This is a genomic window from Cupriavidus gilardii (assembly GCF_013314895.1).
GTDB classification, from domain to species: domain Bacteria; phylum Pseudomonadota; class Gammaproteobacteria; order Burkholderiales; family Burkholderiaceae; genus Cupriavidus; species Cupriavidus gilardii_C.
In genome coordinates this window covers 138602-162508 of record NZ_JABTYE010000008.1, presented here as the reverse complement: position 1 = coordinate 162508, position 23907 = coordinate 138602, and the positions used below count along the sequence as shown (strand labels likewise).

Sequence of the window (23907 nt, the reverse complement as noted above, 5' to 3'; positions counted from 1 at the left end):
TAGCGCCGCAATCCCCCGCCTATTCAGCCCAATAGCACAAGACTCCCGCTCGCATAATCGATACGTCGAGGAGGCCGGCTGCCGCTTCGCAACGTGGTATCGATGGCCGAATGCGGCGATCCCCGCAACGTCCCGCTTCTCTTCCCTGCGCGAGACGCCCGCTGCCACCGCGCGACAACAGACCGGCCGGCGCCCGTCGGCCGTACGCCGACACCATCGCGGCACCGCCATGCCATGCCGCGGTGCCGGACAACCGAACACCGATTCATTGCCATGACCGGCGGTGCCGCTGGATCCCGCTGAAACAAGGGTCGCGAAACATGAGCGTAGCCAAATTTGTGGCGGCCACCGGCCGCGAAGCCCTGCGTCGGGTGCGCGAGGCGATGGGTCCCGACGCCGTGGTGCTGTCGAACCGTACCGTCGAGGGCGGCGTGGAGATCGTCGCGATGAGCGACACCGAGCTCGACACGCTGTCGAGCAGCGCGCCGGCCTATCAGCCGGCGATGCCGGCACCGATTTCCGCACCGGCTTTCGAGGCCGAGGCCCGCGAGCAGGACGCGCTGGGCGACCTGCGCGGCGAACTGCAATCGATGCGCGCGCTGATCGAGCGGCAGCTGTCGGGCATCGCGGTCCCTGCCGTGCCGGCCGCCGCCGCCGATCCGCTGCGCGAGTCGCTGTTCGAATGGCTGGTGGGCGCGGGCTTTTCCGCGCAACTGGCGCGCACGCTGCTGGCGCGGCTGCCGGCCGGCTACGATCGCCCCGCGGCGATGGGCTGGATCCGCCAGGAGATCGCCAGCAAGGTGCCGGTGCTGGCCGACGAAGACGCCCTGTTCGGTCAGGGCGGCGTGCTCGCGCTGGTCGGCCCGACCGGCGTCGGCAAGACCACCACCACCGCCAAGTTGGCCGCCCGCTTCGTGCTGAAGCACGGCGCCGACAAGCTGGCGCTGCTGACCACCGACACCTTCCGTATCGGCGCGCACGAACAACTGCGCATCTACGGCGACATCCTCGGCGTGCCCGTGCATGCGGTCAAGGACGCCGCCGACCTGCGCTTCGCGCTCGGCGCACTGTCGCAGAAGCATCTGGTCATCATCGATACCGTCGGCATGAGCCAGCGCGACCGCAATCTGTCCGAGCAGATCGCGATGCTGGCCGGCGTGCCCGCGCCGGTGCAGCGCGTGCTGCTGCTCAACGGCGCCAGCCACGGCGATACGCTCAACGAGGTGGTGCACGCCTACCGCCACGACGCCGCGCCGGGCGCCGGCATCGACGGCTGCATCATCAGCAAGCTCGACGAAGCCACCCACCTCGGTTCGGTGCTCGACGTGGTGATCCGGCACCGGCTGCCGGTCTTCTACGCCTCGACCGGCCAGCGCGTGCCCGAGCATCTGGAACTGGCACGCGGCGACGCACTGGTCGAGCGCGCCTTCCTGATGCCGCGCCGCGGCTCGGTGTTCGCCGATGCGCAGGCCGCGCGTCGCGCGCTGGCCGCACAAGGCAGCGACGATGCCGGCGACACCGGCCACGGCGCCCGCAACGAAGCGCACGACGTGCTTCGAACGATCGCCGACAGCGGCCATGCCGTGGGCGCCTGCGTCAACGCGCTGCGCGAGGGCCCCTATGGTTTTGCGCTGCTGCGCGAGCTGTGGTCTGGCCGTGGCGCCCGCACCGAACTGCGACCGCTGGTCCGCCAGGTCCGCGATGCCGTCTGCCAGGACGCCAGCCGCCATTGCGAACACTTCGTGCTGTCCGCCTCCGTGACGCTGCCGTGCGCGGTGCCGGGCCGCCGCGCGCCGCAGCCCTGGCAGCACACGCTGTGGCTCGGCGATCGCGACGGCATACCGTTGATGGCCACCGTCACGCCGCTGGTGCGCACGGCGCAGGCCAGCGGCTGGGATGAAGAGATGGCCGACTGGCGTGCCGCGCTGGCCGCGCGCCGGACCGTCGTGCATCTGCTCGACACGATGCCGGCCGGCGCCGCGCTGCAACGCTGGCAGTCGAGCGGCGAACGCTGGCTGGCTTGCGCGCGCAAGAGCGCCCGCGTGCTGTGCGATGGCACGGCATGGAAGCTCGATGCGCTGGCCGACACGCTGACCTTCCACGCGCAGGCCGAACTGCGCTGGCGCGACCGCGACGCGGTGCAATGGATCGCACAGACCCGGGTGCGCGTGATCGAAGGACAGGCGCGCGCGGCGCGCAGCGCCGCCACCGAGGGCGGCATCGACGCCGTGCTGCTGGTGGTGCGCACCATCGAGCGAGTCAGCGGCCAGACGCTGGCCGTCGACTATCTGCTGGCAGATCCGGCGCTCGCCGGTGCCGGCGCACAGCTCGCCCAGTGGGCGCGCTGGGGCGAGGCCGCGGCGCTGCAATGCCGCACGCTGCGTCATGCGCTGGACCATCTCGGCCGTCCGGCCGGCACGTCGCCGCAAGCCTTTGACGTCGATGCGCTGGTCGCGCTGCAAGCCGGCATGACCGCATTGCGGCTGGCCCATGCGCCGGACGCGGCGGCGATCGATTGCCTCGCCGGCCTGGCAGGCCGTGCCGCCGCCAGGGATGCGGTGCCGGGCGCGGCCGCGCTGCTCGAGGGGCTGGGCCGCCTGCTGGCCCTGCTCGACGTGCTGGAAAACTTCCCCGGCCGTCCCGCCGCCGAGGCTACGGCCGTGCGGAACCAAAACGACGCAGCGGCCGAAGCAATGCCCGCCGCGAAGGTCGCGGCCGAGCCTGTGCTGGCGACGTCGGCCCTGCCCGAATCCGCACAGCATCTCGCGCAGCGAATGACGCAGACGGCCGCCGGCTCGCCTGCGAACGCGTCCGCGAAGTTCGATCTGGCCGCGCTCGGAGACTGAGTTGAACATGCTTGCCGTCGATCAGGCCGAAAGCCTGCGCCGCATGCTGGCGCCGCGCGCCACCCGCCGTATTGCCGTGCTCGGTTGCGAGCCGGGTGCCGGTGCGACCACGGTTGCGCTGGGCCTGGCGCATGCGCTGGCGATGCAGGGCGAGCATGTGCTGCTGGTCGATGAAGACCTGTCGCACGCGCGCGCAACGCGCCTGGCCGGGGCCTCGCCTGCCGGCACGCTGGCCCAGGTGCTGGGCGGCGCCATCGCGGTCGACGCCGCGCTGGGACGCCGCGAACCCGGCATGCCCGCGCTGCTGCCAGGCGACCCTTTGGCCTGGGGCCCGCTGCAGGCGCTGCAGGGCTTTCGCACCGTCGTCAGCGATGCGCGTGTCGGCGCCGATGGGGCGCTGTCGCGCTTCTCCGGCGCGGCGCACAACCTGGTGGTGGTGATGCGGCCCGAGCGCCAATCGCTGACCGCGGCCTACGCCTGCATCAAGCGGCTGCATCACCGCTACGCCTGCCGGCAGTTCGAGCTGGTCGTCAACGGCGCCGCCAGCGAAGCGTCGGCGATCGCGATCGCCGGCAATCTGGCGCGCACGGCCGGCCAATACCTGGGCGTGCAGGCGCGCTGCGCCGGCGTGCTGCCGGCCGACCCGCTGGTCGCGCGCAGCACGGCGCTGGCGCGCGGCGTGGTCGATGCGTTCCCCGGTGCGCCAGCCACCGCGATGCTGCGCCGACTTGCCGCCAGCATCGCTGGCTGGCCCCTTCCATCCGATCCCGAACCGATGCCCGCCACCGGCGCAGCGACCGCTGCCAGACACGCTTCCGCAAGCGCTGTGCCGCCCGCATCGGCGATGGCCTGCTAGCCCTCACGAGAATTCCACCATGTACACGATCCAGGGAAAGCTCGAACAGACCGACACCGTCCAGACCCATGCGCCGCTGGTACGGCGCATCGCGCTGCAACTGGCGGCCAAGCTGCCGGCCAGCGTGCAACTGGACGACCTGATCCAGGCCGGCATGATCGGCCTGCTCGACGCCGCGCGCCGCTACGAAGACACGCATGGCGCGCGCTTCGAGACCTATGCGAGCCAGCGTATCCGCGGCGCGATGCTCGACGAGGTACGCGCCAATGACTGGCAGTCGCGCAGTCTGCGCCAATCGACGCGACGGATCGAACGGACCGTGCGCGCGCTGGAGCAGAAGCTCGGCCGCGCACCGCTGGACTCGGAGGTCGCCGACGAGCTGGAGATGCCGCTGGACGAATACCAGAGCATGCTCAACGAGGTCTATGGCTGCCAGCTGCTGCACTACGAGGACTTCGAGCGCTCCGGCGAGGAGGATTTCCTCGATCGCCATCTGACCGTCAGCGAGGACGGCAATCCGCTGACGCTGCTGATGGAGAGCGGCATGCGCGGCGCGCTGATCCGCGCGATCGAGCGCTTGCCCGAGCGCGAGAAGCTGGTGCTGTCGCTGTGCTACGACCAGGAGCTGAACCTGCGCGAGATCGGCGCGGTGCTCGAGGTCACCGAGTCGCGCGTGTGCCAGATCCGCAGCCAGGCGATCAACCGGCTGCGCAGCCAGTTGCGCGGGCTGCTGTGATGTCTGGCCGCGTCTCCCGCGCGGTCGCCGTGCTGCTGTCGATGACGGCGACCGTGACGGCGACCGGCGTAGCGGCCTCGCCGTTGATCCACACCAACTTCGGCGGCGACTCGCGCCATGCCTGGACCGCGTCGGTGCCGGCGCCGGCGTTGCATGGCCGCGGCGTGCGGGCTTTGTCGGCGCCTATCCTACCCAGCGGCTATCTGACGCAGTCGGAGGGAGTGATCACCGCGGTGCGCTGGCGTTACCGTTTTGCCCGGGTGCCACCGCCAAATCTGCAAGCCTATCTCTGTAATGCCAATCGCTGCGTGCTGCTGCCGGGGCCCGAAGGCAAGACGGATGCCTTCCGCGGCGACGATGCCGACAAGGGCTTCGTGTTCGCCTTCCGGATACCTGGACAAGGCCCGCTGACGCCCGTGCTGCAAGGCCAGACCAGCCAGGTCACGGTCAACTACCGCTGAATCGCATTCGCCACGATGCGCCGCAAGGTGACCTGAAAGTCGCCGTTGTAACGATGTGATTTGTGGTGGTCTTGCCGGCCCGGGGCGGGTGGCATTGAATGTGCTTGTTGCCTAGCGAGAATATGGCAGCGAGACATCGAAATGAGCCCCAACCGAACCAGCGGTAATCGCATCCGCCTGCTGGAAAACGGCGACGAGTATTTCCCGCGTGTATTCGCCGCAATTGCCGCCGCGCAGACCAGCGTGCTGCTGGAAACCTTCATCCTGTTCGACGACCGCGTCGGCGTGGCGCTGCGCGAGGCGTTGATCGCGGCGGCCCGGCGCGGCGTGCACGTGGCGATCACCGTCGACGGCTACGGGTCGCCCGACCTGCCGCCGGAGTTCGTCTCCGGCATGGTCGCGGCCGGCGTGCGCTTCCATATCTTCGCGCCGCGCCGGCGGCTGCTGGGCGTGCGGACCAATCTGTTTCGCCGGCTGCATCGCAAGCTGGTCGCGATCGACGGACGCATCGCCTTCATCGGCGGCATCAACTTCTCCGCGCAGCATCTGACCGACCACGGCCCGCAGGCCAAGCAGGACTACGCGGTCGAGGTGGAAGGACCGGCCGCCCACGAGGTGCATCGCTTCCTCGTGCAGACGCTGCCGCCGGGCGATGTCGAGGTGCCCGCGGTACCGCCCGCGCCGCCGGCCGGCACCATGGCAGCCTGGCTGGTCACGCGCGACAACGACGCGCATCCGACCGATATCGAATGGGAGTACCTGCAGGCGATCCGCGCCGCACGGCATCAGATCGTGATCGCCAACGCCTACTTCCTGCCGGGCTACCGTCTGTTGCATGCGATCTGCGAGGCGGCGCAGCGCGGCGTCGACGTGCGGCTGATTCTGCAGGGCAACCCGGACATGCTGTGGGTCAAGCGGATGGCGGACATGCTGTACGCCCACCTGCAGGACGCCGGCGTGCGCATCTTCGAATATTGCGAGCGCCCGCTGCACGGCAAGGTCGCGGTGATCGACCGCGACTGGTCGACGGTGGGTTCGAGCAACCTCGACCCGCTGAGCCTGTCGCTGAATCTGGAAGCCAACCTGGTGATCCGCGACGCCGGCTTTGCCCGCGAGCTGCGCGCCAATCTCGACACGCTGATGGTCAATGCCTGCCGCGAGATCCCGCCCGATCGCGAGACGCCGCGCGCGCCGCTGCAGCTGGCGGCGACCACGCTGATGTTCCACTTCCTGCGCCGCTTCCCCGCCTGGGCGGGCTGGCTGCCGGCCCACACGCCGAAGCTGGTGGTCGCCACGGCCGAGCCGCCGCGCCGGCCCTGGCGATTTCCGGTGTTGAAGCGGGGCGCCAGCGGCGCGGAATAGATGACGGCAAGTTCGACGATGGCGATTGGATGACCGCAATTGGATGACGGCAGATAGATGACGGCGACCCCACGACGGCAAATCGATGACGGCAACCGGATGACGGCAAGACAGGCGACGCATTCCGCGGGAACACGGCGGCGCAGCCGCTGGGCGCAGGTGCGCCGCGTACTGGGCATCGTCTTCGTCGCGCTGGTGGTGGTGCTGGTGGTCAGGAAGCTGGCCAAGGTCGAGTGGGCCGAGGTCTGGGTCACGCTGCAGGAATACGACTTCCGCACGCTCACCCCGGCCGCGCTGCTGGTGATACTCAGCTACTTCTGGCATTCCGCGTTCGATCTGCTGGGCCGCTGGTATGCGCGGCATCGGCTGTCGTCGCCACGCGTGCTGGTGATCGCGTTCGTCAGCTACGCCTTCAATCTGAACCTGGGCGCGCTGGTCGGCGGGCTCGGCATTCGTTATCGCCTGTATTCAGGAGCCGGACTGTCGGGCGCGCAGATCGCCTCGGTCTATACCATCGGCGTGGTCAGCAACTGGATCGGCTATCTGGCCCTGCTCGGCGCGGTGCTGGCCGCACGGACGGTGGTGCTGCCGGTCGAATGGGGGCTGAATGCGACGCTGCTGCAGATCGCGGGCTTTGCGTTGCTCGCCGTGGTTGCCGCCTATTTGCTTGCGTGTGCAAAGGCCCGGCGCCGCCGCTGGACCGTCCGCGGCCATGCCTTCCATCTGCCGCCGCTGCGCTTCGCGGTGATGCAGTGCGCGCTGTCGATCACCAACTGGCTGACCATCTCGGCCATCATCCAGACGCTGCTGCCGTCGTCGGTGCCGCTGCTGGTGGTGCTGGGCGTGGTGCTGATCGGCAGCATCGCCGGCGCGGTCGCGCATATCCCGGCCGGCCTGGGCGTGCTCGAAACCGTGTTCGTGGTGCTGCTGGGCGATCGCGTCCCACACCATGCGCTGCTGGCGGCGCTGCTGGCCTATCGGGCGATGTACTACCTGCTGCCGATGCTGCCGGCGACGATCGGCTATTTCCTGCTGGAGGCGCGCGGCCGGCGCGCCAGCACGGTCGAGCCGACCGCGTGAGGATGATACAGACGCTCAGCCGCTGGCCAGGCTGACGCCGCGGGGGCCAGCCTGCGCGAGGCCATTGCGGCCGTAGACGGTGGCCGTGTCGCCGCGCTGGCGCAGCGTCTGCAGTGCTTCCTGGGTGTATTCCAGATGCGCCGACACCACGGCGCCGTTCAGCGTATTGGCTTCGGCCGCGGCGCGCGCGGTCAGCATCAGCGTGCGCCAGGCGGTGGCGACGCCTTCGTCGATATGCAATCCCACCAGTTGCCGGCCGTTGCCGACGCGGATGCCGAGCGCAGCCATCTGTGCCTGGCGCGCGGTGCCCAGCTGGGCGATCTGCTGCGCCAGCTGATGCTTGCTCTGTACCAGCTCGCCCAGCGACTGGAAGTCGCCGGTGCGAATCGCGGTCCGTTCCTGCTGCAGGGCGTCGACGAATGCCGCGATGGCTTGCGTTTCCTGCTGCATGCTGGCGATCAGGGCTTGGCTCATGGGCACGAAGTCGAAGGAAGTCGGTAGGGAAATCGGTTGCCCGGCCCGATCAGCGGCCGTTGCCCTGCGTCAGTTCGCGCAGCGTGGCCAGCAGACCGTCTGCGATCTTGCTCGGGTCCATCTTCAGGCGCCCTTCGGCGATGGCCTGGCGGATTTCCTCCACCTTGGCGTGATCGATATCGCCGTCGGCCTCATGGGCCAGACGAGAGCCGATATCGCGGACCTGGCTGCCCAGGGGGCTCATGGTCAGGCCGCCAGCGGCCGGCGCGGCGCCCGACACGGGGCTCGACGCGGTGCGTCCAGTGCTTTCAGCGGCACCTTCGCCGGTGCGCGGCAGAGTCGATTGGTGGATCTTCACGGGATGTCCTTGCTGGGTTTGCTCAGCTTAACGGTGCGGCGTCGCCAAACTTTAGGACGCGAATTGTGACACGCTGTAACGACGTTGTGGCGACGGCCGGGGCTACTGCTGCAGTACCACCGTATCGGCGTCGCGGACCAGCCCGTTGACCACCTGCCCGCTCTTGAGCCGGACCTGTACGGTGTTGCCCGGCGCGGCGTCGGCCAGGATCTTGCCCTCGCTGCGGATCTGGAAGGCCTCGCCTTCGATGGTCACGGCCACCATCTGACCCTGCTTGACCGCGATAGCCTTCCTGACCATGTCCATCCGCAGCGGCGAGCCGGCGGCGATCCGGTTGGCCGTGACGGCGCCTTCGAGCTGAGCCGGGTCGGTGACGACCGCGCGCGGCAGGCCGGCCAGATCGCCCTGACGCAGTTCCAGATCGGCCGGGCCGATCGGCTGGCCTGGGGCCAGCGCATGCGCGGCCACGTAGTAATCGGCTACCACCGAAACGCGCGCCTGGACATAACGGGTCCACGGCCGCTCGCCGCCGCAGCGCACGCCGACCGAGACGCGGCCCCAGGCGGCCGCGCCGCCCGGCAGGAACGGCTGCGGCGACACGCATTCGCGCGCGCGTCCGCCGGACGGGGGCACCACCTGGATGCTGGCCTTGCCCGGCAGCCCGGCGGTCTCGCGCAGCAGGAATTGCTCGACCGCGACCCGTACCGGATCGTCGGTAAACGGCGAGGGCTGCGCAGCCTGTGGCGGCGCGGGCGGCGAGGGCGGCGCGGGCGTCGTCGTGGCGGTCGCCGCGAGCGCGGCGGTCCATGGCAGCGCGGCGCACAGCGCCAGCACGGCGAGGCGGGCCGGTGCCGATCGGCGCGAGCGACGGGGCGAGCAACGGTGCGAGCAACGGTGCGAGCAACGAAGCGAGCGAGACATGGCGTGATCCCAGCAGGCGGAGCGAAAAGCAAATGGGCAAGCCGGGCGCGGGCGCGCGCGCGGAGGCGATGAGCCCGGCAACGAGACCTCATTGTAGGCAGCCGCCTGCGCGGCCTGCGCCCGAAATGCGCAGATTTCCCCGTCCTATTCATCCGATTGCACTGGCCACCCGGCACCTAAGATGGCACCCGTAAAGAAGGCCGGGTCCATGCCCGGCCGCCCTCACGCCCTTGCCGACGCAGGGGCGCGTGGTTTCGTCACACGTTCCTCGATAGCGAGAGATAGCGAGATACGGACATGATCGACAGACTCGATGCGGCGTTCCGTTTCCAGCAGGAAGCGTTGAACCTGCGCAATCAGCGGCAATCGGTGATCGCCGCCAATATCGCCAATGCCGATACGCCGGGCTTCAAGGCCCGCGACTTCGACTTTGCCAGCCAGCTGTCCGAATCGGTCGAGCGCGGGCGGCAGGCCAACGGCGTGTCGCTGTCGACCACCTCGACGCGCCATCTGCCGGGCCAGGCCTCGGTCGCCAGCGAGTTCGAGCTGGCGTACCGCATTCCGATGCAATCGAGCATCGACGGCAACACCGTCGAAATGGACACCGAGCGCGTCGCGTTCGCCGACAACTCGGTCAAGTACGAGTTCGGCCTGACGGTGATGAACGCCAAGATCAAGGGCATGTTGTCCGCCATCCAGTCGTGAGGAAACCATGCCGGCAATGAATATCTTCGACGTGACGGGCTCGGCGATGGCCGCGCAGTCGCAGCGCATGAACGTCACGGCCTCGAACCTGGCCAATGCGGACAGCGCGGTGGCGCCCAACGGCCAGCCGTATCGCGCCAAGCAGGTGGTGTTCGGTCTCGCGCCGACGCCCGGCCAGGCCGACATCGGCGGCGTGCAGGTGCGCGGCGTGATGGAAGACCCCTCGCCGCCCCGCATGGTGCACAACCCCACCCATCCGCTGGCCAATGCCGACGGCTACGTGGTGATGCCCAACGTCAATCCGGTGGAGGAGATGGTCAACATGATCTCGGCGTCGCGGTCCTACCAGGCCAACGTCGAGGTGTTGAACTCCGCCAAGAACATGATGCTCAAGACGCTGACCATCGGTCAGTGATTCCGCCATATCGACCGGACCAACCGGACCAACGGGACCAACGATGACCACCACGCCACCCGTCAGCAACAACAACAGCGCTGCCAACCAGCTGGCCAACAGCGCGTCCAGCGCCGCGGACCTGCAGAACAACTTCCTGAAGATGCTCGTCACGCAGATGAACAACCAGGACCCGCTCAAGCCGATGGACAACGCGCAGCTGACCTCGCAGCTCGCGCAGATCAGCACGGTCAGCGGCATGCAGACGATGAACGCGACGCTGGCCCAGCTGCTGAACCAGGTCAGCGCCAGCCGCGCGATGGATTCGGCCGCGCTGATCGGCCGCACGGTGATGGTGCCCGGCAAGGAAGTGGACGTCGCCGGCGGCAAGCCAAGCCAGTTCGGCATCGATCTGCCCGCCACCGCCGACGCGGTCACCGTCGACGTGCTGGACAAGGACGGCAACGTGGTGCGCACCATCGACATGAAGGGGCAGACCGCCGGCGTGCACGACGTCAGCTGGGACGGCAAGAACAACGCCGGCGCCGCCGTGCCGGACGGCGAATACACGTTCAAGGTCAGCGCGACCGCGGACGGCAAGAGCGTGCAGCCCGTGGCACTGGTCTACGGCAAGGTGCAGGCCATCAGCGGCGACGCCAATGGCGTGCTGGTCGATATCGGCGGCGGCCATACCGCGCTGGTCGACGACGTCCGCAAGATCCTTTAATCGGTATTCGGTAATCGGTATTCAACAGAACGCCAGCGCGGCGGTGCCACGGGCGCCGACGCGGGCAACTTCGTACGACGCGTAACAAGGGGAAATCATGGGTTTCGGTCAAGGAGTCAGCGGCATCAACGCCGCGGCACAGAATCTGGACGTGATCGGCAACAACATCGCCAACGCGAACACCGTCGGCTTCAAGCAGTCGACCGCGCAGTTCGCCGACGTGTACGCCGGCTCGAAGGTCGGCCTGGGCACGCGCGTGAACTCGGTGGTGCAGTCGTTCACGCAGGGCAATATCGAGGCGAGCGGCCGCTCGCTGGACGTGGCGATCACCGGCGGCAACGGCTTCTTCCGCATGGTGGGCGCCGACGGCTCGGTGTTCTTCTCGCGCAATGGCCAGTTCCTGCGCACCGACGACGGCCGCATCACCAACGCGCAGGGCCTGCAGCTGACCGGCTATCCGGCCGGCGTGCAGCCGGGCGGCGGCGTGCAGCCGCAACCGCTGGTGGTGTCGAGCGCCCAGATGGCGCCGAAGGCCACCGACCGCATCACCGCGCAATACAACCTGGACTCGCGCGGCACCGCGCCGACCGTGCCGTTCGCGACATCGGCCGGCAACCCGCCCGCCGCCGCGATGTTCAACTACAGCAGCACCATCGAGGTGTTCGACTCGCTGGGCAATGCGCAGCAGGTCACGGCCTACTTCCGCAAGGGCGCGACCGACGCCACCGGCACCGACTGGCAGGTCTACGTGACCGACGCCACCGGCGCGCAACTGTCGGGTCCGAACGCGATGCGCTTCGACCTGAACGGCGCGCTGGTCACGCCGGCGCCGGGCGCGACGATTCCGGTGACCGTGCCGGCCGCGAACGGCGCCGCCGCGATGAACATCCAGCTGGATCTGGCCGGCACCACGCAGTTCGGCGACGACAACGATCCGAAGTCGATCGTGCAGAACGGCTATACCTCGGGCTCGCTGCTGGGCTTCTCGATCGAAGCCGACGGCACCATCCTCGGCAGCTACTCGAACGAGCAGACGCAGTCGCTGGGCCAGGTCGTGATGGCCACGTTCGGCAACGTGGAAGGGCTCAAGCCCGAGGGCGACAACGTCTGGAGCGCCACCGGCGCCTCGGGCCAGCCGCTGCTCGGCTCGCCGGGCGGCAGCATGGGTCAGCTGCAATCGAACGCGGTGGAAGCGTCGAACGTCGACCTGTCGGGCCAGCTGGTCAACCTGATCATTGCGCAGCGCAACTACCAGGCCAACGCACAGACCATCCAGGCGCAGGACCAGGTGCTGCAGACGCTGGTCAACATCTGATCGGCACGGCGACGGTAGCGGCAAGCATTGGATAGGAATCGCAGATGGATCGCCTGATCTACACCGCCCTGTCGGGCGCCAAACAGACGCTGGACCAGCAGGCCGCGGTGGCCAACAACCTGGCCAACGTGTCGACCACGGGCTTTCGCGCGCAGGTCAACATGTTCCGCGCGGTGCCGGTGGTCGGCCAGGAGACGCCCACCCGCGCCTTCACGCTGGCCAGCACGCCCGGCGCCGACATGAAGGCCGGGCCCCTGACCTATACCGAGCGTCCGCTCGATATCGCGATCAAGGGCAACGGCTGGCTGGCGGTGCAGGGGCGCGACGGCGCGGAAGGCTATACCCGCGCCGGCTCGCTGCAGGTGGGCCCGGACGGCCAGCTGCTGACCTCGAACGGCCTGCAGGTGCTCGGCGACGGCGGCCCGATCGCGGTGCCGCCCGGCTCGACGGTGACGATCGGCAACGACGGCACCATCACCGCGCGCGGCCCCGGCGAGACCGCCAATGGCCTCGCGCAGGTGGGCCGGCTGCGGCTGGTCAATCCGCCGCCCGATGCGATCGCCCGCGGCGACGACGGCCTGTTCCGGCTGCGGCCCGGCGCCGCGCCGCTGGAGACCGACCAGACCGTGCGCGTGATTGCCGGCGCGCTGGAAGGCAGCAATGTCAATCCGGTCGAGGCGATGGTCGACATGATCGCCAACGCGCGCCGCTTCGAGATGCAGATCAAGATGATCCAGGGCGCGGACGCCAACGAGCAGCGCGCCAATGCGCTGCTGTCGAACCGTTAAGCGCCGCCCACTCGCCCAGCCACGCGCCCACCAATGAATCGACAGGGCACGCCGCCGCGCGTGCCCGCCACCCAAGGAACACCATGAACCGCTCTCTCTGGATTGCGAAGACCGGCCTCGATGCGCAGCAGACGCAGATGGACGTGATCTCGAACAACCTGGCCAACGTGTCGACCACGGGCTTCAAGCGCAGCCGCGCGGTGTTCGAGGAACTGATGTACCAGACCATCCGCCAGCCGGGCGCGCTGTCGTCGGATCAGACCACGCTGCCGTCGGGCCTGCAGCTCGGTACCGGTGTGCGCCCGGTCGCCACCGAGCGCATCCACACGCAGGGCAATCCCCAGCAGACCGGCAATGCCAAGGACGTGGCCATCATCGGCCAGGGCTTCTTCCAGGTCACGCTGCCGGACGGCACCACGGCGTACACCCGCGACGGCTCGTTCCAGGTCGATCAGAACGGCCAGCTGGTGACCGCCAGCGGCTTCGTGATCGAGCCGGCCATCGCCATCCCGGCCAACTCGACCTCGCTGACCATCGCGCGCGACGGCACGGTGTCGGTCACGCAGCCGGGCAATGCCAATAACGTGCAGGTCGGCCAGCTGCAATTGGCGACCTTCATGAACCCGACCGGTCTGGAAAGCCTGGGCGAGAACCTGTACGTGCAGACCGACGCCTCGGGCGCACCGAACCCGACCGTGCCAGGTCTGAACGGCGCCGGCATTCTGCAGCAGAACTACGTCGAAGCGTCGAACGTCAACGTGGTCGAGGAGCTGGTCAGCATGATCCAGACCCAGCGCGCCTACGAAATCAACAGCAAGGCCGTACAGACGTCCGACCAGATGCTGCAACGCCTGACTCAGCTGGGTTGAACATGAACGCCATGCTGTTCCGTCTGGGCCGGTCGGCCTGCCGTCTGGCCTGCATTCTCGGGCCGCTGCTGGCCACCGGCTGCGCGCTGATGCCGCGCGAGCCGCTGGTGCAGATGCCGACCACGGCCCGGGCCGAGCAGCGGCCGATGATCGCGCCGACCGGCTCGATCTATCAGAACTCCTACGCCGGCAACCCGCTGTTCGAGGACCGTCGCCCGCGCAACGTCGGCGACATCCTGACCATCGTGATCAGCGAGAACATCAACGCGTCGAAGAACTCGGGCACCAACGCCTCGCGCACCGGCAATGCCGCGCTGGCCTTCGACGCGGTGCCGCGCGCGCTCGGCGGCCTGTTCGGCGCCAGCCAGAACGCCAACATCAGCGGCGAGAACGGAATTCGCGCCAGCGGCGGCTCCAGCGCGGCCAATACCTTCAACGGCACCATCACGGTCACCGTGATCGAGGTGCTGGCCAACGGCAACCTGGTGGTGTCCGGCGAGAAGCAGATGGCGATCAATCAGGGCGCGGAATTCATCCGCTTCTCGGGCGTGGTCAATCCGCGCACGATCACCGGCGACAACGCGGTGCCGTCCACCCAGGTGGCCGACGCGCGCATCGAATACACCGCCAAGGGCTATATCGACGAAGCGCAGAACATGGGTTGGCTGCAGCGCTTCTTCCTCAACGTTTCACCGTTCTGAATCGCGTCATGTCTTTGCGCCTGGCTGATTGCCTCTGCGGTCGTTTCCGCCCTAGCCGTTCCGGCATCTGCACGCCGGGCTTCCTGCCGCTGTTCGCGCTGGCCCTTGCACTCGCCGTTGGCCTGCTTATGCCGGCAGGGGCAGCTCATGCCGAGCGCCTGAAGAATCTAGCGACCATCCAGGGCGTGCGCGACAACCCGCTGGTCGGCTACGGCCTGGTGGTCGGTCTGGACAACACCGGCGACCAGACCATGCAGACGCCGTTCACCACGCAGAGTCTGACCAATATGCTGTCGCAGCTGGGCATCACCTTGCCGGCCGGCCGCAACATGCAGCTCAAGAACGTGGCCGCGGTGATGGTCACCGCGACGCTGCCGCCGTTCGCGCAGCCGGGCAGCCAGCTCGACGTGGTGGTGTCGTCGATGGGCAATGCCAAGAGCCTGCGCGGCGGCACGCTGCTGATGACGCCGCTCAAGGGTGCCGACGGCCAGGTCTATGCGATCGCGCAGGGCAACCTGCTGGTCGGCGGCGCGGGCGCGTCCGCCAATGGCAGCAAGGTGCAGATCAACCAGCTGGCAGTCGGCCGCATCGCCAACGGAGCGATCGTCGAACGCGCGGTGCCCGCCTTCCAGGCCGACAACGGCGTGCTGACGCTGGAGCTCAAGAGCTCCGACTACGGCACCGCCGAGCGCGTGGTCGACGCGATCAATCGAAATCTGGGCGGCGGCGTGGCCAGCGCGCTCGACGCGCGCGTGGTGCAGGTGCGCGTGCCGCAGGGGTCGTCGCAGCGCGTGTCGATGCTGGCGCGCATCGAGAACATCGACGTCACGCCGGCCCGTGCCGCTGCCAAGGTCATCCTGAACGCCCGCACCGGCTCGATCGTGATGAACCAGGACGTCACCGTGCAGGACTGCGCGATCGCGCACGGCAACCTGTCGGTGGTCATCAACACGCAGCCGGTGATCAGCCAGCCCGCGCCGTTCAGCGGCGGCGAAACGGTGGTCGCGCCGGTGTCCCAGATCGATCTGAAGCGCGACGGCGGTTCGCTGCAGCTGGTGCGCGCCGGCGCCTCGCTGTCGGCGGTGGTGCGCGGCCTGAACTCGCTGGGCGCGACGCCGGCCGATCTGCAGACCATCCTGGAAGCGATGCGGGCGGCGGGCGCGCTGCGCGCCGAGCTCGAAATCATCTGATCGCCACGGGTCATCGCATGAGCCAACCGATCCACGCTCAAGCCGATCTGTCGCAGCGCTTCGCGCTCGACACGCAGGGATTCGAAGCGCTGAAACAGCGCGCGCGCGACGGCAGCGCCGACACGCTGAAGGCCGCCGCCAGGCAGTTCGAGGCCGTCTTCACGCAGATGGTGCTCAAGAGCATGCGCGAGGCCACGCCGCAGGACGGGCTGTTCGACAACGAGCAGACCAAACTCTATATGTCGATGCTGGACCAGCAACTGGCCCAGCATCTGTCGTCCAGGGGCATTGGCCTCGCCGAGGTGATGGCGCGCCAGCTTGCCCGTGCCAGCGGCCAGCCGCTGCCGCCGCAGGCCGCCGCTGCCAGCCGCATGGACGAGGTGGCCGGCACGCTCGGCCCGCTGCTGGACGGGCGCAGCACTGCCGCGGCGGGCGGCGGCGAGGAACAGGTGCCGCGCGCCGGCACCGTGGTGCCCGGCGGCGACTGGAACCCGACCGCGGGCCTGCGCCAGTATCAGGCGCAGCAGACCGACTCATGGCAGGGCGGCGCTGCGATGCCCGAGGACACGCCGTCCCATATCAGCGCCTTCGTCAGCCGCATGGCCGGGCCCGCGGTGGCCGCCTCGCGCGCCAGCGGCGTGCCGGCACGGCTGATCCTGGGCCAGGCCGCGCTCGAATCGGGCTGGGGCCGCCGCGAGATCGCGCATGCGGACGGCAGCACCACCCACAATGTGTTCGGCATCAAGGCCGGCGCCAACTGGAAAGGCCCGGTCGCCGAGATCACCACCACCGAATACGTGGACGGCCAGCCGCAGAAGATCAAGGCAAAGTTCCGAGCCTACGGCTCGTACGAGGAGGCGTTCTCCGACTACGCCCGGCTGCTGGCCAACAACCCGCGCTATGCCGGCGTGGTATCGGCGGGCTCGGCCGAGGAAGCCGCCCACGGCCTGCAGCGCGCCGGCTATGCCACCGATCCGGAATACGGGGCCAAGCTGGTCAGGATCATGCGGAAGGTGCCGGTCTAAGGACCGGTACGCGACCGGTTTTCTCCCCTCTCCCGCTTGCGGGAGAGGGGCGGGGGAGAGGGCAAACGGCGCTTCGCATGCCCCAGCACCCAAAACTAGCCCCAACCCTAAAGTCCGCCGCCCAATCTGCCGTTACCACCCTCATCCACCGCCACGGTCGCGACTGCATCGCGCGGCCATGGCGACCAACAGAATCCGGGGCTAGTGCATGTCTCTTTTCCATATCGGCCTGTCCGGCCTGAACACGGCACAGAACGCGCTGACGACCATCGGCCATAACGTCAGCAACGCGGCGACCGCCGGCTATACGCGCCAGAACACGATCATCGCCTCGTCGGGCGGCCAGTACACCAGTCAGGGTTTCTTCGGTCAGGGCTCGACCACCACCACGGTGATGCGGGTCTACGACGAATTCCTGACCAGCCAGCTGCGCAGCGCCGAAACGTCGAGCGCGCACCTGTCGACGTACTCGGAACAGATCAAGCAGATCGATAGCCTGCTGGCCGACCAGAAGGGCGGCATCGCGCCGCTGATGCAGAAATTCTTCGCCGCGGTGCAGGGCGTGGCCGACAAGCCGGGCGACACCGCGGTGCGCCAGAACATGCTGAACGCGGCCCAGTCGCTGGCGGGCCAGCTGCGTTCCGCGGCCTCGTACTTCCAGAACCAGCAGGAAGGCATCAACAGCGAGATCCAGAGCTCGGTCACGCAGGTGAACGCCTATGCCAGGCAGCTTGCCTCGCTGAACAGCGAGATCGCCAAGGCCACCGCCGCCAGCGGCGGCCAGTCGCCCAACGATCTGCTGGACCAGCGCGACGAACTGGTCGCGCAGATGAACAAGGTCGTCGGCGTCAAGGTGGTCGCGCAGGACGGCGGCAGCTACAACGTGTTCGTCGGCAACGGCCAGCCGCTGGTGGTCGGCGCCAACTCGTACGACCTGAAGGCGGTGCGTTCCGCCGCCGACCCGTCGCGGATGGGCATCGCCTATACGCTGCCGGATGGCACCGCGATCGAGATGGATGGCGCGCTGTTCAGCGGCGGCAGCATCGGCGGCCTGATGGAGTTCCGCCGCGAGACGCTCGACGCCGCGCAGAACGCGATCGGCCGCATCTCGCTGTCGATCGGCCAGACCTTCAACGCGCAGCACCGCCTCGGCATGGACCTGAAGGGCCAGATCGGCGGCGACATGTTCGCGCTGGGCTCGCCGACGGTGATCGGCAACGCGCGCAACAACGGCACCGGCACGGTGGCGGCCACCGTAGCCGATGCGACCGCGCTGACGACCAGCGACTACACCGTCAGCTTCGACGGCACCAGCTACAGCCTGGTGCGGATGTCGGACAACGAGGTGGTGGCTACTGGTACCGGCCCGACCTTCACCGCGGACGGGCTCAGCATCACGGTCGGCGGCACCATGAGCGCCGGCGACAGCTTCCAGATCCAGCCGACCCGTAATGTCGCTGGTTCGTTCGAACTGACGATCAGCGACCCGGCCAAGGTCGCCGCCGCCTCGCCGGTGCTGGCCGAAACCAGCGCATCGAACATCGGCACCGGCACCGTCAAGGTCAGCAACGTCGCGCAGGGCTTCAACGTGCCCGCCTCGAAGATCGTCGCGACGTTCGACGGCGCCGCCTACACCTTTGCCGACGCCGCCGGCAATCCGGTGACGCCGGACGCCGGCCCGGTCACCAATGGCAGCGCGGTCGAATATACGTTCGACGGTGTGACCGTCAGCTTCGACGGCGCGCCCAAGGTCGGCGACAGCTTCACCATCGGCGCCAACGTCGGCGGCTCGTCCGACAACGGCAACGCGCTGGTGCTGGCCAAGCTGCAGACCAAGAAGACGATCGGCGGCGTGTCGAGCTTCAACGACGCCTACGCGCAACTGGTCAACGATATCGGCAGCCGTACCAAGTCGATCGATATCGCCTCGACCTCGCAGAACAGCATCACGACGCAGGTGCGTACCGCCCAGCAGTCGGTGTCCGGCGTCAACATGGACGAAGAGACCGTCAATCTGCTGCGCTTCCAGCAGCTCTATCAGGCCAGCGCCCAGATGATCCAGACCGCCTCGTCGCTGTTCGACGCCATCATCAATATCCGCTGACGGGCCGCCAGCCTACCGAGACCAGGAATCCATCATGCGTGTCGCCACTTCCACGTTCTATCAGCTCGGCCTGTCCGCGATGAACGGCCAGCAGTCCTCGCTGCTGCACGTGCAGCAGCAGCTCGGCACCGGCCGCCGCGTGCTGACGCCGTCCGACGATCCGATCGCCGCCACCCGCGCGCTCGGCGTCTCGCAATCGCTCGCGGTCAACGAGCAATACGCCGCCTCGCGCAACCAGGCCAATATCAACCTGGCGCTTGAGGAAAAGACGCTGCAAAGCGTGATCACCACGATCCAGAACGTGCAGACGCTGATCGTTTCCGGCGGCAATGGCACCATCAGCAACGCCGACCGCGCCTCGATCGCCGCCGAACTGCAGAGCAACTACGATCAGCTGCTGGGTCTGGCCAATGCCGACGACGGCAACGGACAATACCTCTTTGCCGGCTTCAAGTCGGGCACGCCCCCGTTCGCGGCCAATGGCGGCACGGTGCAATACGTCGGTGACACCGGCAATCAACTGCTGCAGGTCGACGTCGCCCGCCAGATGGCCGCCGGCGACAACGGACGCGATGTGTTCCTCAGCGTCACCGGCTCGGCCGACTACGTGATGACCGCGGACGGCGGCAATACCGGCACGGCAATGTACGGCGCGCTGTCCGTCACCGATCCGACCGATCCGCTGTACGGCCACGCGTTCTCGATCGACTTCGCCGTCGACGGCGCCGGCAATACCAGCTACACCGTCACCGACAACAGCGTCGTGCCGCCCACGGCCATCGGGCCGGCGACGCCGTACGTCGCCGGCGACGCGATCCAGTTCGGCGGCGTGTCGTTCACCGTCAAGGGTGCGCCGGCCAATGGCGACTCGATGACGCTGGCCCCGGCCAAGCAGGCCGGCACCGACATCTTCGCGAACATCCAGGCCGCCATCGACGCCCTGAAGCAGCCGGTGACCACCGAATCCGATCGCGCGCGCCTGGACAACGCGCTGGCGACCGCCAACCGCAAGATGAGCAACTCGCTGGACAACGTGCTGACGGTGCGCGCCTCGGTCGGCTCGCGGATGCAGGAGCTCGATGCGCTCGATACCATCGGCGCCAACCGCGATCTGAACTACGAGCAGACGCTGTCGGGGCTGCAGGATCTGGACTATGCGTCAGCGATCGCCGAGTACTACCAGCGCCAGACCGCGCTGCAGGCGGCGCAGCAATCGTTCATGCAGGTTCAGGGGATGAATCTGTTCAACTATCTGCGGTAAGGGTGGACAGGGCGGACAGGGCGGACAGGGCCGATAGAGCGGAGAGGGCAACGACCTGCAGACAACGTCGTCGCCATCATCGCGTCGAACGCCTCATCCGCGTTGTCACCGAAAACGTTTCCGCGGGACCATTGCGAATCCGGCGTGCCACCCAAAGCAGCAGCGACCTCAGCAGGCGCGGTCGCCGTCTCCATGCCTGTACGACGTGCTGATGCTGCTCGCCGAACTGCATCAGATGTTCGACCGACGCCAGCGTCGGCTTGAACACCGTCTGCGGCTCGGCGGCCTCCACACGCGTGCCGACCATTTATCCAGAAGGCAAGTCAGCTTCGCCGTTTGCCGTGCCATGGGTCCAAAGCGATCAAGGGTGACGCGGCGGATTCGGATCGCTTCCTGTGGGGCTTCGCGTCTCCTGGACCGTTTGCTGGCCCACCGGCGCATTGCTGACCGGGGAGACCAGCGTGGAGGGATCCACCGCGCCAGAGCCTGTCGGGGGCGTACTTCCCTGCGTCTGAGTCGACGGGGCTTCCGACACACCGACCCTGCGGTCATCGTCGCCTCCGCACGCTGACATCGCAAAGGCTGCCAGCGCTGCGGCGCACGCTACGCCGGCGCAGCGGGTCATCGAATCCTGTTTCACCTTGCACCTCCTGATTCTCTGCAATCGCTGCACGGTGCGGCACGCTTGGCAGTGCGGCCCGGCTCTGCCTTCGTAGGGGCAGTCTTGTCGTAAATCGACGCGACGGAGAAGACGAAAGCTGTAACAGATCGTTACGCGTCTTCTCATTTGGATCGCCCGAACTACCGTCTCCAATATGCGGCCCGCATGTCGATGTTCAGCCTTTGGTGATCACGCCAAGGAGGCAACAGATGGGTGCTCGAATTGCAGTGATATCGCTCGTCGGTGCGACTTTGCTGGCCGCACATCCCGCTCCGGCGCAAGCGCCTTCCACCGATGCACAGATCAATGCGATCGTGCAATCGATCCTCAACCAGATGACGCAAGCCGAGAAGCTCGACTACGTCAGCGGCACCGGCGCATGGGACGTCAAACCGCTGCCGCGGCTGGGCGTGCCGCAGATCCGCGCGACGGACGGCGGCCTTGGTGTGCGACTGAGCGATCCGCAAGGTGTCGCCTATCCGGCCGGTCCCGCACTGGCATCGACATTCAGCGTCGATCGCGCCAAACAAATGGGCGTCGGCCTTGGCCTGGACACGCGCAACCACGGCTTCCAGCAGGTGACCGGTCCCGGCCTGAACATGTATCGCACGCCTTTCGCCGGCCGCGCATTCGAGTACCTGTCCGGGGAGGATCCATTTCTTGGCGCGGTGCTGGGCGCCGCTCAGGTCAATGCGATTCAGTCGCAGGGCGTGTGGGCCGACGCGAAGCACTATCTCGCCAATGAGCAGGAGGTCAATCGCTTCAATCTGATGGAAACCATCAGCGAGCGGGCATTGCGCGAGATTTACATGGTGCCGTTCGAATCCGCTGTAAAGAATGCCAATGTCGCGGTAATCATGTGCGGATTCAATGGGCTCAATGGCGCCGATCCCGTTTGCGAGAGCCAGCATGCAATTCAGCAAGTCCTGAAGAATGAATGGGGATTCAAGGGCATCGTCGAAACGGACTATGCGGCGCTCAAGCACGGCCAGGCCGCGGCCGTGGCCGGCGTGGATATCGAACGTCCGTCGGCTCTGCATTTCACGCCCGGGGCGCTGAGCGCAATGCTGGCAAACGGCTCGCTGACGCAGGCGCAACTCGATGACAAGGTACGGCGCATTCTTGGCCGCGTGGTGGCCTACGGGTTTATCGGCAGCGTGCCCCCCGCTACCGGCGAATCGCATCCGCCGTTTTCCGAGCGCGCCGCGCTGGACGTGGCGCGCGAAGGCATCGTGCTGCTGAAGAACGGCGGGCAACTGCTGCCGTTGCAACGCGGCTCGGTGCGCAATATCGCGGTCGTTGGACGGCTGGCCACCGACGTGCCGCCGACCGGGTTCGGCAGCGCCTATGTCCGGGCCTCGCGCTTCATCAGCGAGATCGACGGCTTGCGGCAGATCGCCGGGCCGGGCACGAACATCGTGCTGCTCGATGCGCTGACGCTGGACCCCGCCCGCTCCGCGTGGACCACGCCGACTGGCCAACCGGGCGCGCAGGCGCAGTACTTTGCCAATGCCACCTGGAGCGGTGCGCCGGTGCTGTCGCGCGTGGAGCCGGTCATCAATCTCGATACCTCGGGCAATGCGCCGCCGGGAAGCGCCTATACCACGCGCTATGGCGGCGACGGCTCGGCGCCGCCGTCTTCGGTACGCTGGACCACGACGATCCGGCCGACGATCACCGGTCCCCATGTGTTCAAGGCACGGGCCGATGGCGCCGTCCGTCTCTACGTCAACGGCCAGTTGATCATGGACAACGGCGAGGGGACGCCCCTTCCCGGCAACGTGATTCCGCCGACCGTGCCGCTGAGTGCGCGCATCCAGCTGCAGGCGGGACAGACGTACACGGTGCAGTTCGATTACTCGCGCCGCCCGGGCTATATCCCTGTGTTCGGCGGCTTCCTTGGCGCGCAATTGAGCTGGGCTTCGCTGCAGGCGCCGGTAGATCTGCGCAACTACGACGCGGTGGTGGTTGCTGCCGGCAACAGCGCGGAGTACGAAGGCGAGGGATTCGATCATCCCTTCACGCTGCCGGAATTTCAGGACGAGCTGATTGCCAATCTTTCGCGCGCCAATCCGCGCACGATCGCCGTGCTGCACGGTGGCACCGGACTGGATATGCGCAACTGGATCGACCAGGTCGGCGCCGTCCTGCACGCGTGGTATCCCGGCTCGAATGGCGGGCAAGCGCTGGCCGAGATTCTGTTCGGCGACGTCAATCCTTCCGGCAAGCTGCCCATCACGATCGAACGGAACATCGCGGACAACCCGACCTATCCAAACTATCCGCAGTTCTCCAACGATCTCAATGTCCGCGCGATGACCTATACCGAGGACATCTTTGTCGGCTATCGGGGATTCGAACGCAGCAATGTGGCACCGCTGTTCCCGTTCGGGTTCGGGCTCTCCTATACGACCTTTACCTACTCGTCGTTGAGCGTGTCGCCGGGGTTTGCCGCGGGGCAGGGTCGCATTGCCGTGTCGTTCGACATCACCAATGCGGGCCAGATGGCCGGTGCCGAAGCGGCGCAGGTCTATGTGAGCCAGCGCGGCTCCGCTGTGCCAAGGCCGGTCAAGGAGCTCAAGGGCTTTACCAAGGTATTCCTGCAGCCCGGGCAGACGCAGCGGGTCACGGTGTACCTCGACCAACGCTCGCTGTCGTACTTCGATCCGGCTCGCAATGCGTGGGTATCGGAGGCCGGCGCGGTGGATGTCCTCGTCGGCGCCTCGTCGCAGGATATCCGGTTGCGCGGCCAGCTGTTCAATATCCTGCCGTCGGTGGTGACGCCGCGCGCCAGCAATCCGTTGCCGGACCCGACGCTGGTGCAATTGGGGCCGGTGCATCCCTGATGCCGGCCGGCAGCCCACCGGTCGATGTGAGGCCGGTGGGCATTTCAACGGCCCGGTAGAGCGCGAAATCGCGTCTCCAATCGGCCGGCCGCTTTCTCCTTGCGATGAGCCCTGGCCTTGTGCGCGGCGTCGTGCGAGCGCTTGTGCTTCGCCTTCGCCTTCCTGGTCTTGGCCGTATTGTCTTTTGGCACCGGCCAATCGGTTACAGTCTCGGGACGGTCAAACGA

At 67.7% G+C, this 23907-nt stretch carries 22 protein-coding genes; 18 read left to right on the top strand and 4 right to left on the bottom strand.

Going from position 1 to position 23907, the window contains the following annotated elements; genetic code table 11:
• The first annotated feature begins 320 nt into the window (after nucleotides 1-320).
• From flhF to HTY53_RS10430, 6 genes are all read left to right on the top strand, one after another.
• A complete protein-coding gene (gene flhF, locus HTY53_RS10455) occupies nucleotides 321-2846 on the top strand; it encodes a flagellar biosynthesis protein FlhF (protein ID WP_174106409.1) in 2526 nt (841 codons plus the stop codon).
• Between the two features lies 1 nt (nucleotide 2847).
• Nucleotides 2848-3702 carry a MinD/ParA family ATP-binding protein gene (locus tag HTY53_RS10450; RefSeq protein ID WP_438820944.1) on the top strand — a complete coding sequence of 285 codons (855 nt, stop codon included), beginning with the start codon at nucleotides 2848-2850 and terminating at the stop codon, nucleotides 3700-3702.
• A 19-nt stretch (nucleotides 3703-3721) separates the two neighbouring features.
• Complete coding sequence (locus HTY53_RS10445; protein ID WP_174106408.1) at nucleotides 3722-4438, top strand: RNA polymerase sigma factor FliA; 717 nt, start codon at nucleotides 3722-3724, stop codon at nucleotides 4436-4438.
• Between the two features lie 41 nt (nucleotides 4439-4479).
• Entirely contained in the window at nucleotides 4480-4899 is a 420-nt protein-coding gene (locus HTY53_RS10440; RefSeq protein WP_174106470.1) for a flagellar protein FlhE, read from the top strand.
• 141 nt (nucleotides 4900-5040) lie between these two features.
• Nucleotides 5041-6261: a cardiolipin synthase ClsB gene (gene clsB / locus HTY53_RS10435; protein WP_174106407.1), complete on the top strand. Its 1221-nt coding sequence runs from the start codon at nucleotides 5041-5043 to the stop codon at nucleotides 6259-6261.
• Between the two features lie 99 nt (nucleotides 6262-6360).
• Entirely contained in the window at nucleotides 6361-7341 is a 981-nt protein-coding gene (locus HTY53_RS10430) for a lysylphosphatidylglycerol synthase domain-containing protein (RefSeq protein ID WP_254599894.1), read from the top strand.
• A 15-nt stretch (nucleotides 7342-7356) separates the two neighbouring features.
• Here the strand turns inward: HTY53_RS10430 and HTY53_RS10425 are convergent, their stop codons facing one another.
• The 3 genes from HTY53_RS10425 to flgA form a co-directional block, all read right to left on the bottom strand.
• The gene (locus tag HTY53_RS10425; RefSeq protein WP_174106406.1) at nucleotides 7357-7815 is read right to left on the bottom strand and encodes a flagella synthesis protein FlgN; all 459 of its coding nucleotides are present in this window, start codon (nucleotides 7813-7815) and stop codon (nucleotides 7357-7359) included.
• Nucleotides 7816-7864: 49 nt separating this feature from the next.
• Nucleotides 7865-8173 carry a flagellar biosynthesis anti-sigma factor FlgM gene (gene flgM, locus HTY53_RS10420; protein WP_174106405.1) on the bottom strand — a complete coding sequence of 103 codons (309 nt, stop codon included), beginning with the start codon at nucleotides 8171-8173 and terminating at the stop codon, nucleotides 7865-7867.
• A 102-nt stretch (nucleotides 8174-8275) separates the two neighbouring features.
• Nucleotides 8276-9007, bottom strand: coding sequence for a flagellar basal body P-ring formation chaperone FlgA (gene flgA / locus HTY53_RS10415; RefSeq protein WP_174106468.1), 732 nt, complete (start codon nucleotides 9005-9007; stop codon nucleotides 8276-8278).
• A gap of 384 nt (nucleotides 9008-9391) precedes the next feature.
• Between flgA and flgB the strand changes: the two genes are divergently transcribed.
• The 11 genes from flgB (at nucleotide 9392) to flgL (ending at nucleotide 20173) form a co-directional block, all read left to right on the top strand.
• Nucleotides 9392-9799 carry a flagellar basal body rod protein FlgB gene (gene flgB / locus HTY53_RS10410; protein WP_174106404.1) on the top strand — a complete coding sequence of 136 codons (408 nt, stop codon included), beginning with the start codon at nucleotides 9392-9394 and terminating at the stop codon, nucleotides 9797-9799.
• A gap of 7 nt (nucleotides 9800-9806) precedes the next feature.
• Complete coding sequence (flgC, locus tag HTY53_RS10405; RefSeq protein ID WP_006579133.1) at nucleotides 9807-10214, top strand: flagellar basal body rod protein FlgC; 408 nt, start codon at nucleotides 9807-9809, stop codon at nucleotides 10212-10214.
• A 43-nt stretch (nucleotides 10215-10257) separates the two neighbouring features.
• Nucleotides 10258-10920, top strand: a complete 663-nt coding sequence (flgD, locus tag HTY53_RS10400) for a flagellar hook assembly protein FlgD (protein ID WP_174106403.1) — start codon at nucleotides 10258-10260, stop codon at nucleotides 10918-10920.
• Nucleotides 10921-11017: 97 nt separating this feature from the next.
• The gene (gene flgE, locus HTY53_RS10395; RefSeq protein WP_174106402.1) at nucleotides 11018-12235 is read left to right on the top strand and encodes a flagellar hook protein FlgE; all 1218 of its coding nucleotides are present in this window, start codon (nucleotides 11018-11020) and stop codon (nucleotides 12233-12235) included.
• Nucleotides 12236-12279: 44 nt separating this feature from the next.
• Entirely contained in the window at nucleotides 12280-13023 is a 744-nt protein-coding gene (flgF, locus tag HTY53_RS10390; RefSeq protein ID WP_006579130.1) for a flagellar basal-body rod protein FlgF, read from the top strand.
• Between the two features lie 83 nt (nucleotides 13024-13106).
• Nucleotides 13107-13892 (top strand): flagellar basal-body rod protein FlgG, encoded by a 786-nt coding sequence (flgG, locus tag HTY53_RS10385; RefSeq protein WP_023264122.1) that lies wholly within the window; start codon nucleotides 13107-13109, stop codon nucleotides 13890-13892.
• 11 nt (nucleotides 13893-13903) lie between these two features.
• Complete coding sequence (gene flgH / locus HTY53_RS10380; RefSeq protein WP_174106467.1) at nucleotides 13904-14593, top strand: flagellar basal body L-ring protein FlgH; 690 nt, start codon at nucleotides 13904-13906, stop codon at nucleotides 14591-14593.
• 128 nt (nucleotides 14594-14721) lie between these two features.
• Nucleotides 14722-15783 (top strand): flagellar basal body P-ring protein FlgI, encoded by a 1062-nt coding sequence (locus HTY53_RS10375; RefSeq protein ID WP_254599898.1) that lies wholly within the window; start codon nucleotides 14722-14724, stop codon nucleotides 15781-15783.
• Between the two features lie 17 nt (nucleotides 15784-15800).
• The gene (flgJ, locus tag HTY53_RS10370; protein WP_174106401.1) at nucleotides 15801-16808 is read left to right on the top strand and encodes a flagellar assembly peptidoglycan hydrolase FlgJ; all 1008 of its coding nucleotides are present in this window, start codon (nucleotides 15801-15803) and stop codon (nucleotides 16806-16808) included.
• Nucleotides 16809-17016: 208 nt separating this feature from the next.
• A complete protein-coding gene (flgK, locus tag HTY53_RS10365; protein WP_174106400.1) occupies nucleotides 17017-18912 on the top strand; it encodes a flagellar hook-associated protein FlgK in 1896 nt (631 codons plus the stop codon).
• Nucleotides 18913-18946: 34 nt separating this feature from the next.
• Nucleotides 18947-20173, top strand: coding sequence for a flagellar hook-associated protein FlgL (flgL, locus tag HTY53_RS10360; protein WP_174106399.1), 1227 nt, complete (start codon nucleotides 18947-18949; stop codon nucleotides 20171-20173).
• A gap of 76 nt (nucleotides 20174-20249) precedes the next feature.
• Here the strand turns inward: flgL and HTY53_RS24615 are convergent, their stop codons facing one another.
• Nucleotides 20250-20480: a hypothetical protein gene (locus HTY53_RS24615; protein WP_217435566.1), complete on the bottom strand. Its 231-nt coding sequence runs from the start codon at nucleotides 20478-20480 to the stop codon at nucleotides 20250-20252.
• Between the two features lie 563 nt (nucleotides 20481-21043).
• On the opposite strand from HTY53_RS24615, the gene HTY53_RS10355 reads away from it, so the two are divergent.
• On the top strand, nucleotides 21044-23680 hold the full coding sequence (locus HTY53_RS10355) for a glycoside hydrolase family 3 C-terminal domain-containing protein (RefSeq protein ID WP_174106398.1): 2637 nt from the start codon (nucleotides 21044-21046) through the stop codon (nucleotides 23678-23680).
• Nucleotides 23681-23907 lie beyond the last annotated feature (227 nt).

Bases quoted from the DNA above. Each gene is read 5' to 3' on its own strand.
- flhF (WP_174106409.1), top strand. From the start codon at position 321: ATGAGCGTAGCCAAATTTGTGGCGGCCACCGGCCGCGAAGCCCTGCGT.
- HTY53_RS10445 (WP_174106408.1), top strand. From the start codon at position 3,722: ATGTACACGATCCAGGGAAAGCTCGAACAGACCGACACCGTCCAGACC.
- HTY53_RS10440 (WP_174106470.1), top strand. From the start codon at position 4,480: ATGACGGCGACCGTGACGGCGACCGGCGTAGCGGCCTCGCCGTTGATC.
- clsB (WP_174106407.1), top strand. From the start codon at position 5,041: ATGAGCCCCAACCGAACCAGCGGTAATCGCATCCGCCTGCTGGAAAAC.
- HTY53_RS10430 (WP_254599894.1), top strand. From the start codon at position 6,361: ATGACGGCAAGACAGGCGACGCATTCCGCGGGAACACGGCGGCGCAGC.
- HTY53_RS10425 (WP_174106406.1), bottom strand. From the start codon at position 7,815: ATGAGCCAAGCCCTGATCGCCAGCATGCAGCAGGAAACGCAAGCCATC.
- flgB (WP_174106404.1), top strand. From the start codon at position 9,392: ATGATCGACAGACTCGATGCGGCGTTCCGTTTCCAGCAGGAAGCGTTG.
- flgC (WP_006579133.1), top strand. From the start codon at position 9,807: ATGCCGGCAATGAATATCTTCGACGTGACGGGCTCGGCGATGGCCGCG.
- flgD (WP_174106403.1), top strand. From the start codon at position 10,258: ATGACCACCACGCCACCCGTCAGCAACAACAACAGCGCTGCCAACCAG.
- flgE (WP_174106402.1), top strand. From the start codon at position 11,018: ATGGGTTTCGGTCAAGGAGTCAGCGGCATCAACGCCGCGGCACAGAAT.
- flgF (WP_006579130.1), top strand. From the start codon at position 12,280: ATGGATCGCCTGATCTACACCGCCCTGTCGGGCGCCAAACAGACGCTG.
- flgG (WP_023264122.1), top strand. From the start codon at position 13,107: ATGAACCGCTCTCTCTGGATTGCGAAGACCGGCCTCGATGCGCAGCAG.
- flgH (WP_174106467.1), top strand. From the start codon at position 13,904: ATGCTGTTCCGTCTGGGCCGGTCGGCCTGCCGTCTGGCCTGCATTCTC.
- HTY53_RS10375 (WP_254599898.1), top strand. From the start codon at position 14,722: ATGCCGGCAGGGGCAGCTCATGCCGAGCGCCTGAAGAATCTAGCGACC.
- flgJ (WP_174106401.1), top strand. From the start codon at position 15,801: ATGAGCCAACCGATCCACGCTCAAGCCGATCTGTCGCAGCGCTTCGCG.
- flgK (WP_174106400.1), top strand. From the start codon at position 17,017: ATGTCTCTTTTCCATATCGGCCTGTCCGGCCTGAACACGGCACAGAAC.
- flgL (WP_174106399.1), top strand. From the start codon at position 18,947: ATGCGTGTCGCCACTTCCACGTTCTATCAGCTCGGCCTGTCCGCGATG.
- HTY53_RS24615 (WP_217435566.1), bottom strand. From the start codon at position 20,480: ATGGTCGGCACGCGTGTGGAGGCCGCCGAGCCGCAGACGGTGTTCAAG.
- HTY53_RS10355 (WP_174106398.1), top strand. From the start codon at position 21,044: ATGGGTGCTCGAATTGCAGTGATATCGCTCGTCGGTGCGACTTTGCTG.